General features: G+C 73.3%; 9 protein-coding genes. 8 read left to right on the top strand and 1 reads right to left on the bottom strand.

The window, feature by feature from the left end:
• The first annotated feature begins 14 nt into the window (after window positions 1-14).
• From G3I60_RS28975 to G3I60_RS28950, 6 genes are all read left to right on the top strand, one after another.
• A complete protein-coding gene (locus G3I60_RS28975; RefSeq protein ID WP_138355103.1) occupies window positions 15-1334 on the top strand; it encodes a hypothetical protein in 1320 nt (439 codons plus the stop codon).
• 142 nt (window positions 1335-1476) lie between these two features.
• Window positions 1477-4092: a serine/threonine-protein kinase gene (locus G3I60_RS28970; RefSeq protein ID WP_239070377.1), complete on the top strand. Its 2616-nt coding sequence runs from the start codon at window positions 1477-1479 to the stop codon at window positions 4090-4092.
• 4 nt (window positions 4093-4096) lie between these two features.
• Window positions 4097-5377, top strand: coding sequence for a protein phosphatase 2C domain-containing protein (locus G3I60_RS28965; RefSeq protein WP_164295703.1), 1281 nt, complete (start codon window positions 4097-4099; stop codon window positions 5375-5377).
• Between the two features lie 58 nt (window positions 5378-5435).
• Window positions 5436-6779, top strand: coding sequence for a VWA domain-containing protein (locus G3I60_RS28960; RefSeq protein ID WP_138355100.1), 1344 nt, complete (start codon window positions 5436-5438; stop codon window positions 6777-6779).
• Window positions 6780-6811: 32 nt separating this feature from the next.
• Entirely contained in the window at window positions 6812-7711 is a 900-nt protein-coding gene (locus G3I60_RS28955) for an FHA domain-containing protein (RefSeq protein ID WP_138355099.1), read from the top strand.
• Window positions 7712-8056: 345 nt separating this feature from the next.
• Complete coding sequence (locus tag G3I60_RS28950; RefSeq protein ID WP_164295702.1) at window positions 8057-11023, top strand: protease pro-enzyme activation domain-containing protein; 2967 nt, start codon at window positions 8057-8059, stop codon at window positions 11021-11023.
• Window positions 11024-11171: 148 nt separating this feature from the next.
• Here G3I60_RS28950 and G3I60_RS28945 read toward each other — a convergent pair whose 3' ends face one another.
• Entirely contained in the window at window positions 11172-12344 is a 1173-nt protein-coding gene (locus tag G3I60_RS28945; RefSeq protein WP_164295701.1) for a methyltransferase domain-containing protein, read from the bottom strand.
• A 254-nt stretch (window positions 12345-12598) separates the two neighbouring features.
• Between G3I60_RS28945 and G3I60_RS28940 the strand changes: the two genes are divergently transcribed.
• Together G3I60_RS28940 and G3I60_RS28935 are read left to right on the top strand one after the other, a co-directional pair.
• Window positions 12599-13003, top strand: coding sequence for a globin (locus G3I60_RS28940; RefSeq protein WP_138355096.1), 405 nt, complete (start codon window positions 12599-12601; stop codon window positions 13001-13003).
• 157 nt (window positions 13004-13160) lie between these two features.
• Window positions 13161-16487, top strand: coding sequence for an FtsX-like permease family protein (locus G3I60_RS28935; RefSeq protein WP_164295700.1), 3327 nt, complete (start codon window positions 13161-13163; stop codon window positions 16485-16487).

Below are 16487 nucleotides of genomic sequence, written 5' to 3'. Positions count from 1 at the left end.
GGAAAGAAGGTTCGATGGCGGAGGGGGCACCTCCCGGCCGGAGGTCGGTGGAGGGACCGTCCGGGCCGGTGATGGGCCGGGAGGAGGTCGACCGTGCCCTGGCGCGGATCGGCGCGGACCACGAGGCGATCGAGTCCTCGCTGCTCGCCCTCCAGGACCACTCCGGCCGCCGGCTGCTCGAAGGCGCCGAGCTGGCCGGTGTCACCAAGGAGCGCTGGGCCGAGACGGATTCGGCGATCACCCTGCTGTGGTCGCACTTCGAGGCCTACACCGCTGCCCTGAACTCCGCGCGCGAGCTGCGCGGCCGCCGCCGCTGGCCCACCCAGACCGATCTGAACACGCTCACCGAACTGCTGCGCGGCACCGGCGTCACGGTGTCCGGCGGCGCGGTCCCGGACGCGGCCCGCAGTCTGACCGGCCCCGCCGTGCTCACCGAACGGTTCAGCCTGGAGCAGCTGCTGGACCGGATGAACGGCTGGTACGAGCAGGCCATGGCGATGGTCGCCGGCGCCGACTCCGTCTGGTCCGCGCTGCCCGCCCGTATCGATCTGCTCGCCGCGGACGTGCAGCGGGTCCGCTCGCTGGCCCACTCGGTGGGGGTGCGCCCCGGCGCCCACCCCTCGGGGGACGAGCTGGAGCGGCTCATCACCGACCTGGCGGCGCTGCGCGCCCAGGTGGTCTCCGACCCGCTGGCGTTCTGGCTGCCGGAGCCGAAGCCGGGCCGCGCGGACACCGCCCGCTACGAGCAGGCCGGCCGCCGGCTGGAGGAGCTGCGCCGTGAGGTCGACGCCGTGCTGCACGTGCGCGACGACGCCGACCAGCGGCTGCTGCACCTGCGGGACGTGCTGTCCCGGGCGGACCGTACGCTCACCGAGGCACGCAGCGCGCGCGTCGAGGTGCTGGCGAAAATAGCGGCGTCGGAGGTCCCGGCGGTCAGCGGCCCGTCGTCCGCGCTGCACGAGCGGCTCGCGGCGGCCGACGACTACCGCAGGACCGGTCAGTGGCACCGGCTGTCCCCGCTGCTGGACGGCCTGGAGCAGCGCGCCGACGAGGAGTTGCTGCGGGCCCGCGACTCCCTGACGGCGGTGACGGCGCCGCTCGCGGTCCGCGCCGAGCTGCGCGGCCGGCTGGACGCCTACCGCGCGAAGGTGGCGCGGCACGGCATGGCGGAGGACCCGCTGCTGATCGAACGGTACGACCAGGCGCGCCGCATGCTGTGGAGCGCGCCCTGCGATCTGCGGGCCGCGGAGTCGACGGTGCTGCGCTACCAGCAGGCGGTGGCCGAGGTGCTCGGGCCGAGGCAGTCGCAACCCGCGGACAGGCGGGAATCCTGATGCGGAACCATCTGCCGGTGGGACCACAGAAGAGGGTTGGATGGAAGAGGGCTGGACGGCTACGGGCCGGCCGCACGATGGAACGAGGGGGGACACCGTGAGCAAGTGCCAACGGCCCGGCTGCGGCGGGGCTCTGGAGGACATGGGCGGCGGCGAGCTGTACTGCGACACCTGCGGGCTGGCTCCCGTGGCCGTCGCGGCGGCGAGCAGTTCGGCACGGTCGGCCGCCGGCGGCGGCCTGGACTCGGGGCGCTCGTCGGCGCACTCCTCCCGTTCGTCGAAGTCGTCCTCGCGGTCCTCGCGCCGTTCGGTGTCCGGGCGGCTGTCCCGCGCCCTCAGCGGCTCCACCACCGGACGTTCGGTGTCGGTGCGCAGCTCCCGGAGCACGGGCAGCGGCTCCACCCGCGGCAAGCTGGGCGCCGGGCTGGTCTCCGTACCGCCCATCCCGCGCCCGGATCCGGCCGCGGCCGTCCTGGACAACCCGCAGGTCCCCGAGCGCAAGCGGTTCTGCAGCAAGGGCGACTGCGGGGCGCCGGTGGGCCGCAGCCGCGGTGACAAGGCCGGCCGCACGGAGGGCTTCTGCACCAAGTGCGGGCACCCGTACTCCTTCTCGCCGAAGCTGCGGGCCGGCGATGTCGTGCGCGGCCAGTACGAGGTCGTGGGCTGCCTGGCGCACGGCGGGCTCGGCTGGATCTATCTCGCGGTGGACCGCGCGGTCTCCGACCGCTGGGTGGTACTCAAGGGCCTGCTGGACACCGGGGACGAGGACGCGCTGGCCGCGGCCGTCTCCGAACGGCGGTTCCTCGCCGAGATCGAGCACCCGAACATCGTCCGCATCTACAACTTCGTGGAGCACCTGGACCAGCGGTCCGGCACTCTCGACGGCTACATCGTGATGGCCTACGTCGGCGGCAAGTCGCTCAAGGAGATCGCCAACGACCGGCGCGGTCCCGACGGCAAGCGCGCGCCGCTGCCGGTGGCGACGGCCATCGCGTACGCCATCGAGGCGCTGGACGCGCTCGGTTATCTGCACAGCCGCAACCTGCTGTACTGCGACTTCAAGGTCGACAACGCCATCCAGCAGGAGGACCGCCTCGAACTGATCGACATGGGCGCGGTCCGCCGGATGGACGACAACGACAGCGCGATCTACGGCACGGTCGGCTACCAGGCCCCGGAGGTCGCCGAGCTGGGCCCGTCCGTCGCCTCCGACCTGTACACCGTCGCGCGCACCCTGGCCGTGCTGACCTTCGACTTCCAGGGCTACACCAACGTCTTCGCCGACAGCCTGCCCGACCCCGACAACATCGAGGTCTTCTCCCGCTACGAGTCCTTCTACCGGCTGCTGGTGCGCGCCACCGACCCGGACCCGGACAAGCGCTTCGCGTCCGCGGAGGAGATGTCGGACCAGCTGCTGGGCGTGCTGCGCGAGGTCGTCGCACTCGAGACCGGCAAGCCGCGGCCCGCGCTCTCCACCCTCTTCGGGCCGGAGATCCGGGTGGTGGACACGGAGTTGGTGCACCCGCTGCCCGGCGACGCGTCCCGGCTCGGCGCGGACCGCCGCCGCAAGCCCGGCGCGGGCGCTGCGGGCGCTGCGGGCGCTGCGGGCGCTGCCAACAGCTTGAACGGCGCGCCGCCCGCGTTCATCCCGCCGCAGGGCGGCGCACAGCAGGGAGCCCTGGCGGGCACTCCGGGCGCACCCGCCCTGCCGCCCGGCGCGCCCCTCCCGTACAGTGCGACCGTCGTCGGCACGGTGCCCATCGCCCCGGCCGCCCTGCCGGGTGCGGCAGGACCGGCGGGGGACGGCACCGGATTCGGCTTCCCGTCGGTCACCCGGCTCGACGCACCCGCCGCCGTACTGGCGCTGCCCGTGCCGCATGTGGACCCGTCCGACCCCAACGCCGGTTTCCTGGCGGGTCTGTCGTCCGCGGCGCCCTCCGAACTGATCTCCGCGCTGCAGTCCTCCCCCGTCGAGTCGGTCGAGCGGCGGCTGCGCGATCTGCGGGCCCGGCTCGAACTGGGCGACGGCGGCGCCGCGCTGCTCGTCCTGCAAGGCCTGGCCGACGACGACCTGGAGGACTGGCGCGTCGTCTGGCACCGCGGCCTCACCGCGCTGACCACCGGCGACCACGAGACGGCCGCGCTCTCCTTCGACGCGGTCTACGACGCGTTCCCCGGCGAGTCCGCGCCGAAGCTCGCGCTGGGCATCTGCGCCGAGGTGCTGGGCCAGCTGGACAACGCGACCGAGTACTACCGCCTGGTGTGGACCACCGACCAGAGCTACGTCAGCGCCGCCTTCGGCCTGGCCCGGGTGCGGCTGGCGGCGGGCGACCGGCCCGGCGCCGTCCAGGTCCTGGAGTCGGTGCCCGAGTCGTCCATCCACTTCACGGCGGCACGGGTCGCGGCGATCAGGGCCCGGCTGCGCGACCGGTCCCCGCACGAACCGCTGCTGGACGATCTGACGGCCGCGGGCCGGCAGGTCGAGCAGTTGCAGCAGCAGGGCCTCGACGCCGACCGGCGCGAGCAGTTGTCCGCCGAGGTGCTCGGCAGCGCGCTCGACTGGGTGCTGGCGGGTGGCCAGGGTACGCAGCCCGCCGCCGCCCATCCGGTGCTGCTGGGCAGCGCCCTGGACGAACGCGGGCTGCGCTTCGGCCTGGAGCGCTCGTACCGGGTGCTGGCCCGGCTGGCCCAGAAGGACCGCACAAGGATCGAACTGGTGGAGCGGGCCAACCGTTTCCGCCCCCGGACGTGGGTGTAACCGAATGCCAGGACTGCCGGAGTCGGCCCAGTCAGCTCAGTCGATCAGCTGCCCCAGCTGCGCGGAACCGCTGGAGGAGGGCGACAAGTTCTGCGGCGTATGCGGCGCGGACGTGACCGCGCCGCTCCCCGCCGCGGGCGCCGACCTGCCCGGAACCGGGCCCTCCGGCAACGGCTCGGCGGCGGCGGACACGGGGAACGGTGAGTTCACCGATCCCTTCGCGCTCGCTCCGCCCCGAAGCCCCGCTGCGGCCCCCGGGCAGACCGCACCGGGGCGGCCGCCGGCGAGCGCCGACGCACCCGCTCCGCCGCAGCCCGCCGCGGAGGTCACCGACCCGCGCGAGGAACTGCTCGCCGGACCGGCGCCGCAGGGGCGGACCTGTGTGGCGTGCGGAGTCGGCGGGGTCGACGCCGACGGGTACTGCGAGCACTGCGGGCACGCGCAGCCGCGGCTGCGCGACCACCAGGAGCGCGAACTCGAAGGCGTGGCCGCGGTCAGCGACCGCGGTCTGCGGCACCACCGCAACGAGGACGCGTTCGCCGTGGCGGCGACCTCGCTGCCGGACGGGACACCCGCGGTCATCGCGGTGGTGTGCGACGGCGTCTCGTCGGCGTACCGCCCGGACGACGCCTCGGCGGCGGCCGCCGCGGTGGGCAGCGAGAAGCTGCTCGACGCGCTGGAACACGGCAGTCCGCCGGAACAGGCCATGCACGACGCCCTGCTGGCGGCGGCCCACGCGGTGGCCGTGCTCGCCGAGGAGGACGACGTCCGGCAGGGCCCGCACCACAACGCCCCGGCCTGCACCTGCGTGAGCGCCGTCGCCGCGGGCCCGGTCTTCACCGTCGGCTGGATCGGCGACAGCCGCGCGTACTGGGTCCCGGACGACCGGAGCACCCCGTCCGCCCGCCTCACCGAGGACGACTCGTGGGCGGCCCGGATGGTGTCGGCGGGGCTGATGTCCGAGGCCGAGGCGTACGCGGACGAGCGCGCCCACGCGATCACCGGCTGGCTCGGCGCCGACGCCGTCGACATCGATCCGCACACCGCTTCCTTCCAGCCGGAGGGAACGGGTGTAGTGGTCGTGTGCACCGACGGGCTGTGGAACTACGCCGAGTCCGCGGCCGAACTGGCGGCGGTGGTACCGGCCGACGCCCGCACCCGGCCGCTGCACTGCGCGCAGACGCTGGTGGGGGTGGCGCTCGACGGCGGGGGCCACGACAACGTAACAGTCGCCGTACTTCCGTTCCCGGCCACGGTGGGGCGGGCAGGATCCGAACCTGCGTAGAACCGGTCCCTCTCCGGGGGATGTCTTTGTGGACTGAGGAGCGCGAGGAGCTCACGCGATGGCCAATTTCTCCAAGTCGAACGTGCCGCAGTTTTCGGTCGACATCTATCAGAACGAGTACCTGCCCGAGGGCGGCCGCGAGGTCAATGCCATCGTCACGGTGACGTCGACCGGCGGCGGCACCTCCGGCGGTCACCCGCTGGCGGCTCCCGGTTACGCCACCGACGGCGCCCCGGGCGGAGCTGTGGTGATCATGGTGGACTGCTCCGGTTCGATGGACTACCCGCCCACGAAGATGCGCAACGCCCGTGACGCGACCGCCGCCGCGATCGACACGATCCGCGACGGGGTGGCCTTCGCGGTGGTCGGCGGCACCCATCAGGCCCGCGAGGTCTACCCCGCCAACGGCGGTCTCGCGGTGGCCGATGCGCAGACCCGCGGCCAGGCCAAGCAGGCGCTGCGCAAGCTCACCGCGGGCGGCGGCACCGCGATCGGCACCTGGCTGCGGCTCGCCGACCGGCTGCTGGCGACCGCCGATGTGCCGATCCGGCACGGCATCCTGCTGACCGACGGCCGCAACGAGCACGAGAAGCCGGAGGACCTGCGGGCCACCCTGGAGGCGTGCGCCGGCCGCTTCACCTGTGACGCGCGGGGCGTGGGGACGGACTGGGAGGTCAAGGAGCTGACCGGGATCGCCTCCGCGATGCTCGGCTCCGTCGACATCGTCGCCGACCCGGCCGGGCTGAAGGCGGACTTCCAGGCGATGATGGAGACCGCGATGGGCAAGGAGGTCGCGGACGTGGGGCTGCGGCTGTGGACCCCGCAGGGCTCCGAGATCAAGTTCGTGAAGCAGGTCGCACCGACGGTCGAGGATCTGACGGCACGCCGTACGGAGGCCGGTCCGCGGGCCGGCGACTACCCCACCGGCTCCTGGGGCGACGAGTCCCGCGACTACCACGTGTGCGTCCAGGTGCCGAACGCCGGTGTCGGCCAGGAGATGCTCGCCGCCCGGCTCTCGCTGGTCCTGCCGCAGCCGGACGGCACCTCCCAGGTGCTCTCCCAGGGGCTGGTGCGGGCGGTGTGGACGGACGACATGGCCGCCTCGACCCGGATCAACCCGCAGGTCGCGCACTACACCGGCCAGGCGGAGCTCGCCTCCGTCATCCAGGAGGGCCTGGAAGCACGCAAGTCGGGCGACATCGACGGGGCGACCGCGAAGCTGGGCCGCGCCGTTCAGCTCGCGAGCGCCTCGGGCAATGACGACACCGCGAAGCTGCTGGCCAAGGTGGTCGACGTGGTCGACGCGCCGAGCGGTACCGTACGGCTGAAGGCGCGGGTCGCGGACGCCGACGAGATGACCTTGGAGACGCGGTCGACGAAAACCGTACGCGTCAAGAAGTAACCGCGCTCGCAGGCGGAGGGGGAGCCAGCCGTATGTCGACTTGTCCGAACGGTCACCAGTCGGGAACCGACGACTGGTGCGAGGTGTGCGGCCACCGCATGTCCGCACCCGCCGTGCCGTCCTCCTCCGCGGCCTCCGGGCCCGCCGGGCCGGTGGTCTCCGGCTACGATCCGGACGCCACGGCTGCGGCCGAGCCGTGCCCGACCTGCGGTACGCCGCGGGAGGGGCTGGCGCTGTTCTGCGAGGAGTGCCGCTACAACTTCCAGACGCACACCGCCACCACCTTCGTCGCGCCGCCGTCCCCTCCCTCGCCGGGGTTCCCGCCCTACCAGCGGTACGAGTCGCAGCGCTCGCGCCCGTCCCAGATGAACCGCCCGGCGGAGCCGCTGGCTCCCGAGGCGATCATCCCGGGCGGCTCGGGCGACTTCCTGCTCACGCCGCCGAGCGCGCCCTCCACCCCGTCGGCGCCGTCCCGGCCCGAGGCCGTCGTGCCGGAGCCGGCCGTGGCCCCGGTCGTGCCCGAGGTGACGGCCTGGACCGCCACCGTCGCCGCCGACCGTGACTACTTCACCGCGATGATGGCCCGCAGCGGACCCGACGCCACCGGTCTGTACTTCCCGTCGTACTCCCCCGAACTGCGGCTGCCGCTGGTCGGCAACCAGATCACCATCGGCCGCCGCCGGCACAGCACGGGCGAGGCTCCCGACATCGACCTGTCCCGCGCCCCCGAGGACCCGGGCGTCTCGCACCAGCACGCCGTTCTGGTGCAACAGCCCGACGGCGGCTGGTCCGTCGTCGACCAGGACTCGACGAACGGCACCACGGTCAATGGGGCCGCTGACCCGATCCAGCCCTACCTCCCGGTACCGCTGAAGGACGGCGACCGCGTCCACGTCGGTGCCTGGACGACGATCACGGTCAGCCGCGGCTGATGTCACTCCCGCACCACCTTTACCAAGGATGAGCAAACTTCGTACACCTGAACGACGCTCGCGTTCGCACAGCTGATAGAAAGCTTTGCTGGCTGTTCTCATCCGGTGAAGGGGTTCGGTCACCCTTCGCCCGGTGATCCGCCGGGGGGGCTCTTTCGCAGGTCCGGTACGGGTCGTGCCCGTACCAGGGGGGACCAACTCTTCTCTGCCGCCGTCCGCCGCGCTCCGCGCGGTGCCGGGGGCGCCCTCTCGCGGTATCGCCGTGGCCGCACGGCCGTTCGACGCAGATCTTGAGGGAGTTGACGCATGGGCATTGCAGCCCGTGAAAAGGTTTTTCGCATAGGCATGGTGACCGCCACCGCGGTCGCCATGATCGCCACCGCGGCGCCCGCCGCCCTGGCCGACACCACCCCGGCTCCGGCACCGAAGCGGATCGGGTCCGCCCCGGTCGCTCCGCACGGCGCCTTGCGCACCGGTACTCCCGACGGGGACGCGGCGCTGGACCTGAGCGTGTCGCTCAGCCCGCGCGACCCGGCCGGCCTGAAGAGCTTCATCGCGGCGGTGTCCGACCCCGCCTCGCCGCAGTACCACCACTACCTCAAGACCGGTGAGTTCGGCCCGGCCTTCGGCCCGACGCGAGCCACCGTCGACCGGGTGCGCGCCGCCCTCACCGCCCAGGGTCTCGACCCGGGCGAGGTCTCGGCGGACGGCTTCTCCATTCCGGTGCACACCACCGTGAGCGCGGCCGCCAAGGCGTTCGGGACCAGCTTCTCGGACTACCGGCTGGCCGACGGCCGCACCGGCCTGACGAACAACGCGGCGCCGGCCGTGCGGGCCGACATCGCGTCGGCGATCACCGGTGTCGTGGGGCTGAACACCCTGACCACCGTGAAGCCGAAGCACGTCACCTCCAAGGGGCAGTTCACCGCGAAGTCGAAGGCCTCGGCGGCCACGGTCGCCCCGCACGCCGCGGGCAAGTCCCCGCAGCTGTGCGCTGACGCCAAGTCGCTGTTCAGCGACAACTTCCTCACGGACACCCAGCAGTACTGGAGCGCCGGCGAGCTCTCCAAGGCCTACGGGATGAACAACCGGCCGATTCCGACCACCGGCGTGTCCGTGGCGCTCTTCGAGCTGGAGAGCTACGACCCGAAGGACATCGCCGCCTACCAGGCGTGCTACGGCACGAAGGTCCCCGTTACCGCGATCAATGTCGACGGCGGTCCGACGGCTCCGGCCGACGCCACCAAGAACATCGGCGGGGAGGCGGCCCTCGACATCGAGGACCTCATCGGCCTGGTGCCGGAAGCCTCGATCCTGGTCTACCAGGGCCCGGACGCCAACAAGGCGACCTGGAACCAGGTGCTCGACACCTACCAGCGGATCGTCACGGACAACCGCGCCCAGGTGATCTCCACCAGCTGGGGCTCCTGCGAGATCGGCACTCCTCCCGCGGTCATGGCCGCCGAGAACGTGATCTTCCAGCAGGCGGCGGCACAGGGCCAGACGGTCACATCCTCCGCAGGTGACAGCGGTTCCACCGACTGCTCGCGTCCGGGAGCGCCCGACCCCACCGTCGGGACGGACGACCCCTCCAGCCAGCCGTACGTGCTCGCCGTGGGTGGCACCAACATGGTCGGTGCCAACGAGTCGGTCTGGAACGACGGCGACGGCGCCACAGGCGGCGGCGTCTCCTCCATCTGGAAGTCGGCCACCGCTGCCGGCTACCAGAACGGCTTCACCGGCCCCGGCTACAACAACGCCTGCGGCGCAGCCGCGGGCGAGACCTGCCGCCAGGTACCGGACGTGGCGGCTCTGGGCGACCCGAACACGGGTTACCCGATCACCTGGGGCCGTGACTCCCAGGGCTACCCGATCTGGCACATGTTCGGCGGCACCAGCGCGTCCGCGCCGACCTGGGCCGCGCTGATCGCCCAGGCCGACATGGACCTGGCGTGCGCCGCCGACGGCCCGCTCGGCTTCGTGAACCCGGCGCTCTACAAGCTCCCGGCGTCCTCGTTCCGTGACGTCGTCACCGGCAACAACGACCTGCTGAGCTCCGGTTACACCGGCGGCCTCTACCAGGCCGGCTCCGGCTACGACCTCGCCACCGGCCTCGGCGCCCCGCACGGCCGGGCCATCGCCACCGGCCTGTGCAAGGCGCTGCCGGAGAAGCCGGCCGGCACCTTCACCCCGGCGAACCCGGCCCGTCTGCTCGACACCCGGTCCGCCATCGGCGTCCCCACCACCACGCCGGTCCCCGGTAACACCACGGTGAACCTGAAGATCAAGGGCGCTCCGGGTGCCCCGGCCAGCGGTGTGACCGCGGTGGTCCTCAACGTCACGGTCACCGCGACCACGCAGCCCGGCTACGTGACCGCCTGGCCGCACGGTGCGACCCGGCCGACCTCGTCCAACCTCAACTGGGTGAAGGGCGACACCGTCGCGAACCTGGTGACGGTACCGGTCGGCGCCGACGGCTCGGTCGACCTGGGCAACGTCACCAGCGGAACGACGCACCTCATCGCCGACGTCTTCGGCTACTACTCGACGAACCCGTCGGGTTCCACCTACGCCTCCGCGGGTCCGGCGCGACTGCTGGACACCCGGACCTCGATCGGCGTTCCCACCACGACGCCGGCCGCGAGCAAGGGCACGGTGAACTTCAAGGTCGCGGGCGCCCAGGGCATCCCGGCGACCGGCGTCACCGCGGTGGTCCTCAACACCACCGTCACCGCCACCGCGCAGGGCGGCTTCCTGACCGCGTGGCCGCACGGCACGACCCGGCCGGCCTCCTCCAACCTCAACTGGGCGAAGGGCCAGACGATCGCCAACTCGGTGATCGTCCCGGTCGGCGCCGACGGTTCGGTGGATCTGTACAACGGCAGCGCCGGAACGGCCCACATCATCGCCGACGTCTTCGGTTACTTCACCGACTCGGGGACCGGCAGGACGTTCCACACCGCGGGTCCGACCCGGCTGCTCGACACCCGTTCCGGAGTCGGCTCGACCGGCAACGGCGGTGCGATGGCGCCCAACTCCCAGCTGGCGCTGAGCCTGAACGACGGCAATGTCCTGGCCAACGCCAAGGCCGTCGTCCTGAACGTCACCGTCACCGGCGGCACCGGCCTCGGGTTCCTCACCGTGTGGCCCGACGGGACGACCCGTCCCAACGCCTCCAACATCAACTGGGTCCCCGGACAGACGATCCCCAACCTGGTCACGGTCCCCGTGGTCAACGGCAAGATCGACTTCGGGAGCACCAGCCCGGGCACCGTCCAGGTCATCGCCGACCTGTTCGGCTACTACAGCTGATCCCGGCGGTCCGGTAACCCGGACTCCGGCTCTCGCAGCAACACGAGGCAACACGAGGCAGGCCCCGCACCCGGCAGTTCCGCCGGGTGCGGGGCCTTCTCGCTGCCCTTCTCGTTGCCCTCTCGCTGCCCCTGTTGCCCCGGGCCCTTCAGGCGGCCGGGACGTCCCAGACGTGCGGCCCGTCAGGAGCGTCCAGCCAGGTCCACTGGCGGTCTCCGTCGACGGAGAGGCCGTAGCGGTCACGCGCCGGCCGGGACGCGCGCAGCCACAGCTCGTGGGCGTCCTCCGCGATCGCCCACAGATCGCGGGGGCCGGCCAGCAGGACCCTGCCGTCGCGGTCGGCGCGGGCGCTGGAGCCGTCAGGGGCGGTGATGGCGACGCCGCGGTCGCCGGAGGCCCAGCGGACCTCCAGCGCGCCCGTCCGGAGGGTCAGCAGGAAGCGGAAGAGATCGTCCTCCAGGACCCGCGGCGGCGTGCCGGACCAGCGGACCGTCTCCGGGGCCTCGTCCGGCGGCGCGTCCGGTGACCCGTCGTCCGGCCCGTCCGGTACGGGATCCCGCCGGTGGGAGGCGGCCGCTCCGCGCAGCGGGACGAAGTAGGCCGCGGTGTGCAGGAAACGGCCCTCCGCACGGTCGGGACCGGTGACGGTCAGCCGGATCAGCCCGCCCGCGAACGGCGCGAGGATCCGGCCGCCGGGGCGGCACTGGCGCAGCCACTCGACCGGCACGGACGGCAGCTCGCAGGTCGCGACGATCCGGTCGTAGGGCGCCCGGTCCGGGTGGCCGAGGGCTCCGTCGCCGGTGACGACGGCCGGTGCGGCGCCCGCCGTCGCGAGGTGCGCGCGGGCCGCGTCGGTGATCTCCGGGTCCAGGTCGACGGTGGTGACGGCGTCGTCGCCGAGGCGGTGGGCGAGCAGCGCCGCGTTGTAGCCGGTGCCTGCGCCGATCTCCAGCACCGTCCGCCCCTCCCGCCCCTCCCGTACCTCCAGTGCCTCGGCCATCGAGGCCATCAGCGACGGCTGGCTGCTGGACGAGATCAGCCTTCCGTCCTGTACGTGCGTGACCAGCGGAACGTCCTCGTAGGCGCCGGTCAGCCAGCGGGCGCGCTCCTTCGGATCGGGGTCGTCCGCGGTGAGCCGTTCGTATCCGCCGGGCCGCGGACTGTAGTACTCGGGGACGAACAGATGGCGCGGCACCTGCTCGAAGGCCGCCCGCCACCCGGGGTCGGCCAGCCCGCCGGCCGCGACGATCCGCCGTACGAGCAGGTCGCGCAGCGCGTCCGCCGCCTCGGTGCGGTGATCCTTCCGGTCCGCGTCCTCCATAGCTCCACTGTGCGGCGGCCGGGCCCGATCCGCGACGCCCCGCGCCCGCACCGGGCGGCCGGAGACCGTTCCCGCCCTCCGTCGCGCCCTCGTCCCGCCCCCGTCGCGCACCGGGTCGTAGGTCCCAGGTCCTCCGCCGGGTCGTCTGAGACCATGGAGGAGTGCCGCGCGCTTCCCGGGGGCGACCCCGGTGCCCCGTGCGCGCACCACGTCGACCGGCGCCGGGCCGGTGCGACATCTTGAGGTGGAGCTGAGTGAACGAGACCCCGCAGGACACGGCGCCGCAGCAGACGTTCTACGACGCCGTCGGCGGCGAGCAGACGTTCCGGCGGCTGGTGCACCGCTTCTACGAGGGTGTCGCGGCCGACCCCGAACTGCGGGCGATGTACCCGGAGGAGGACCTCGGCCCGGCCGAGGAGCGCCTGACGCTCTTTCTCATGCAGTACTGGGGCGGCCCGCGCACCTACAGCGACAACCGCGGCCACCCGCGGCTGCGGATGCGCCACGCGCCCTTCCAGGTCGACCAGGCCGCGCACGACGCGTGGCTGCGCCACATGCGGGACGCGGTCGACGATCTGGCCCTCGCGCCTGAGCACGAGCGGCAGTTGTGGGACTACCTGGTGTACGCCGCCGCGTCGATGGTGAACACCGCGGGCTGAGCGGACCGCCGTTACCGTCTGACCGTGCTGCGACCGTCCGCTGACCGGACATCGGACAACGGACAACGGGTCACGATCGTATTGCGACAATCTTCTACACTTCCTCACGCCCGATCTGTTTGAGAGCATCCGAACAGCGGTCGAACGGGGGATAAGCGTGACGGGGTTTGTGTTTCTGCGTGTCCGCGCGCACCGATTGCTGCTGACCGCCGCCCTCCTCACCGTGGTTCTCACCACCAGCGTGCTGGCCACCCTCGCCGCGTTCACCAGCGCCATCGGCGATGCCGGGCTGCGCCGCACACTCGAACACCAGTCGGCGGCGCGGACCACCGTCAACGTCCAGATGACCGTCACGGCCGACGCCTGGCGGACCTCGGACGCCGGGATCCGCAAGAACCTGGGGAGCGCGTACGACGGGCTGCCCGCGGAGGTGCGGTCCAGCACCCGGTCCGGGCCGTACGCGCTGCCGGCCACGCTGGGCGGTGCCGCGTCCGGCGCCCCCAAGGGCGCCGACCCGGACCTGACGCTGCTGGCCACCTTCGACCGGGCGCACGTGACGCTGGTCCAGGGCGGCTGGCCCACCGCGGTCGACCGCGGCACCGGCGTCGTGCCGGTGGCGGTCCCCGAGCCCGTGGCCCGCTCCCTGGGCGTGCGGCCCGGCACCCTGGTCGACCTGACCAGCCGGCTCGGCGGCCCGGTGCTCCACATCCGGGTCACCGGCACCTACCGCCCGACCGACCGGACCGACCCGTACTGGCAGCTCGACCCGATGGGCGGCCACGGCATCCGCACCGTGTCCTTCACCACCTACGGGCCGCTGCTCGCCGACCCGAGCGTCTTCGCCTCCGACCGCCTCACGCCCGCCGAGATGTCCTGGCAGAGCACCGCCGACTTCCGGAACCTGGACGTGGCCGGGATCCCCGGGGTGCGGGACGACGTGCGGCGGACCATCGACGCCACCGCCAAGGACCCGGCGAATTCCGGCATCCAGATCTCCTCCGAGCTGCCCGACCTGCTCACCGGGGTGCAGCGCACCCTGCTGGTGACCCGCTCCACGCTGCTGATCGGCGCACTGCAGCTGCTGATCCTGGCCGGTTTCGCCCTGCTGCTCGTCGCCCAGCTGCTGTCCGAGGAACGGGCCGGCGAGACCGCGCTGCTGCGGGCCCGCGGCGGCTCGCGCGGCCGCGTCGCCCGGCTGGCTGCCACGGAGTCACTGCTGCTCGCGGTGCCCGCGGGACTGGCCGCGCCGCTGCTCGCCGGGCCGGTCATCCGGCTGCTGGCCGGGCAGGGTGCGCTGGCCAGGTCCGGCACCGACCTGGGCGGCGCGATCGGTGCGGCCGCCTGGTGGGTGGCCGCCGGAACCGCGCTGGCCTGCGCCTTCGCCGTCATCGTGCCGGCCCTGCGGAGCGCCGGGAGCTATGTCGAGGAGCGCTCGGCACGCGCCCGGCGCGGGGCGCTGCCCGCCGCGGTACAGGCCGGGGCCGACCTCGGACTGCTGCTGCTCGCCGGCATCGCCTACTGGCAGTTGTCGAGCCGCGCCTCGGACACCGGGGTGCTGAGCGCCGACACCGGCGGCAGCCTCGGTGTGGACCCGGTGCTGGTCGCCGCGCCCGCGCTGTGCCTGCTGGCCGGCACCGTCCTGATCCTGCGGCTGCTGCCGCTGGCCGCCCGGCTCGGTGAGCGCAGGGCGGCGCGGGGCAGCGGGCTGGCGCTCGCCCTCGCGGGGTGGCAGCTCTCCCGGCGGCCGCGGCGCGGCGCCGGAGCCGTGCTGCTGCTCGTACTGGCCGTCGCCATGGGCATGTTCGCGATCGGACAGGGCGCCAGCTGGGACCGGTCGCAGCGCGACCAGGCCGACTTCGCGGTGGGCGCGGACCTGCGGGTGACCGGCGCCACCACCCCGCCGTTCGGACAGGCGGGGGTGTACGAACACACTCCCGGCATCGCCACCGCCGCCCCCGCGGCGCGGTCCCAACTGACGCTGCCCGAACAGCGCGTGGCCTCCGTCCTCATGATCGACACGGCGAAGGCCGGCGAGGTGATGCGGTTCCGCCAGGATCTCGCCGACCGTCCGCTGCCGGAGCTGCTCCGGCCGCTGCGGGCCGATCCGTCCGGCGGAGCGAAGGAGACCGCGGGCTTCCCCGTCGACGCCACCGCCCAGCAGTTGCGCTTCACCGCGCGGCTCGACTCGGACGGGCAGGGCGGGGTCGTCGACTCGCTCACCGCGGTCCTCAAGGACGGCAACGGCATCACCTACGCGTTCCCGCTCGGCGATGTCCCGGCCGACGGAAAGCCGCACCTCCTGGTCCTGGACCTCGCCGACGCGGCGGGCCGGACGGGCGGGTCCCCGGCGGGACCGCTGCGGCTCACCCGCGTCGAAGTCGACTACTCGGCCCCCGAGTTCGTCGAGAAGCACCGGCTCACCCTCGCCCCGGCGACCGTCACCGCGGACGGCGCCGTCCGCCCGCTGACGGCCGCCGCCGGCTCGTCCTGGGCCGCGAAGGCGCAGATGCAGCGGGCCGACACCACGCTCGGCAGTGACCCCGCCCTCCAGCCGAACGCCGGCACCGTCACCAGCACCCAGGCCGGGGCCGCGCTGACCGTGGACTACTCGACCGGGGCCACCGACCCGACCCTGGCGGACTCCAAGGGCGCCCACCTCTCCGTACGTGTCGCAGAACCGGCCGCCCCGCCGCTCGCCGGGGTCGCCACCGACGCCTTCCTGCGGGCCACCGGCAGCAAGGTGGGCGGCGATGTCCGCGTCGAACTGAACGGCATCGAGACGACCGTGCGCATCACCTCCGCGATCCGCGCGCTGCCCGGCACCACCGCACCGCCGTCCTCCCTGAACGACGGCGGAGCGCTGCTGCTGGACCTGCGCGCCGTGAACCGGACGCTCAACGCGACGGGCGGCCGCGGCATGGAGCCCAGCGAGTGGTGGCTGGCCGCCACGCCGGGCGCCACCGGAAAGATCGCCGCCGCGCTGCGCGACCGGGCCGACATCGATTCCCTGCTGGTGCGTGACGAGACCGCGTCGGAGCTGCGGGCCGACCCGCTCGGCGCCGGGCCGCAGTCGGTGCTGCCGGCCGCCGTGATCGCCGCCGCGGTGCTGGCGGCGGTGGGCTTCGCGGTCAGTTCGGCCGGCGCGATCCGCGAGCGCAGCGGGGAGTTCGCGGTGCTGCGGGCGCTGGGGGCGCCCCGCCGCAAGCTGGCCCGGATGATGGCCGCGGAGCAGGGCCTGCTGGTGCTGCTGGCCCTGGTGGTCGGGGTGGCGCTGGGCGCGCTGCTGACCCGGCTGGTCGTACCACTGATCGTTCTGACGGCGCAGGCGTCCCAGCCCGTTCCGGGACTGCTGGTCACCCTGCCGGTGGGGCCGCTGGCCCAGCTGATCGCCATCGTGCTGGTCGTACCGCTGCTGGTGGTCGTCCTGACGGCGGTCCGGCGCGGCGACCCGGTCACCGCGCTGCGCAGGCAAGGGGAGGACTGA

The organism is Streptomyces sp. SID13666, from assembly GCF_010548325.1.
Classification (GTDB): domain Bacteria; phylum Actinomycetota; class Actinomycetes; order Streptomycetales; family Streptomycetaceae; genus Actinacidiphila; species Actinacidiphila fildesensis.
The sequence above is the reverse complement of the archived record's forward strand: the minus strand, read 5'-3'. Positions and strand labels throughout refer to the sequence as shown.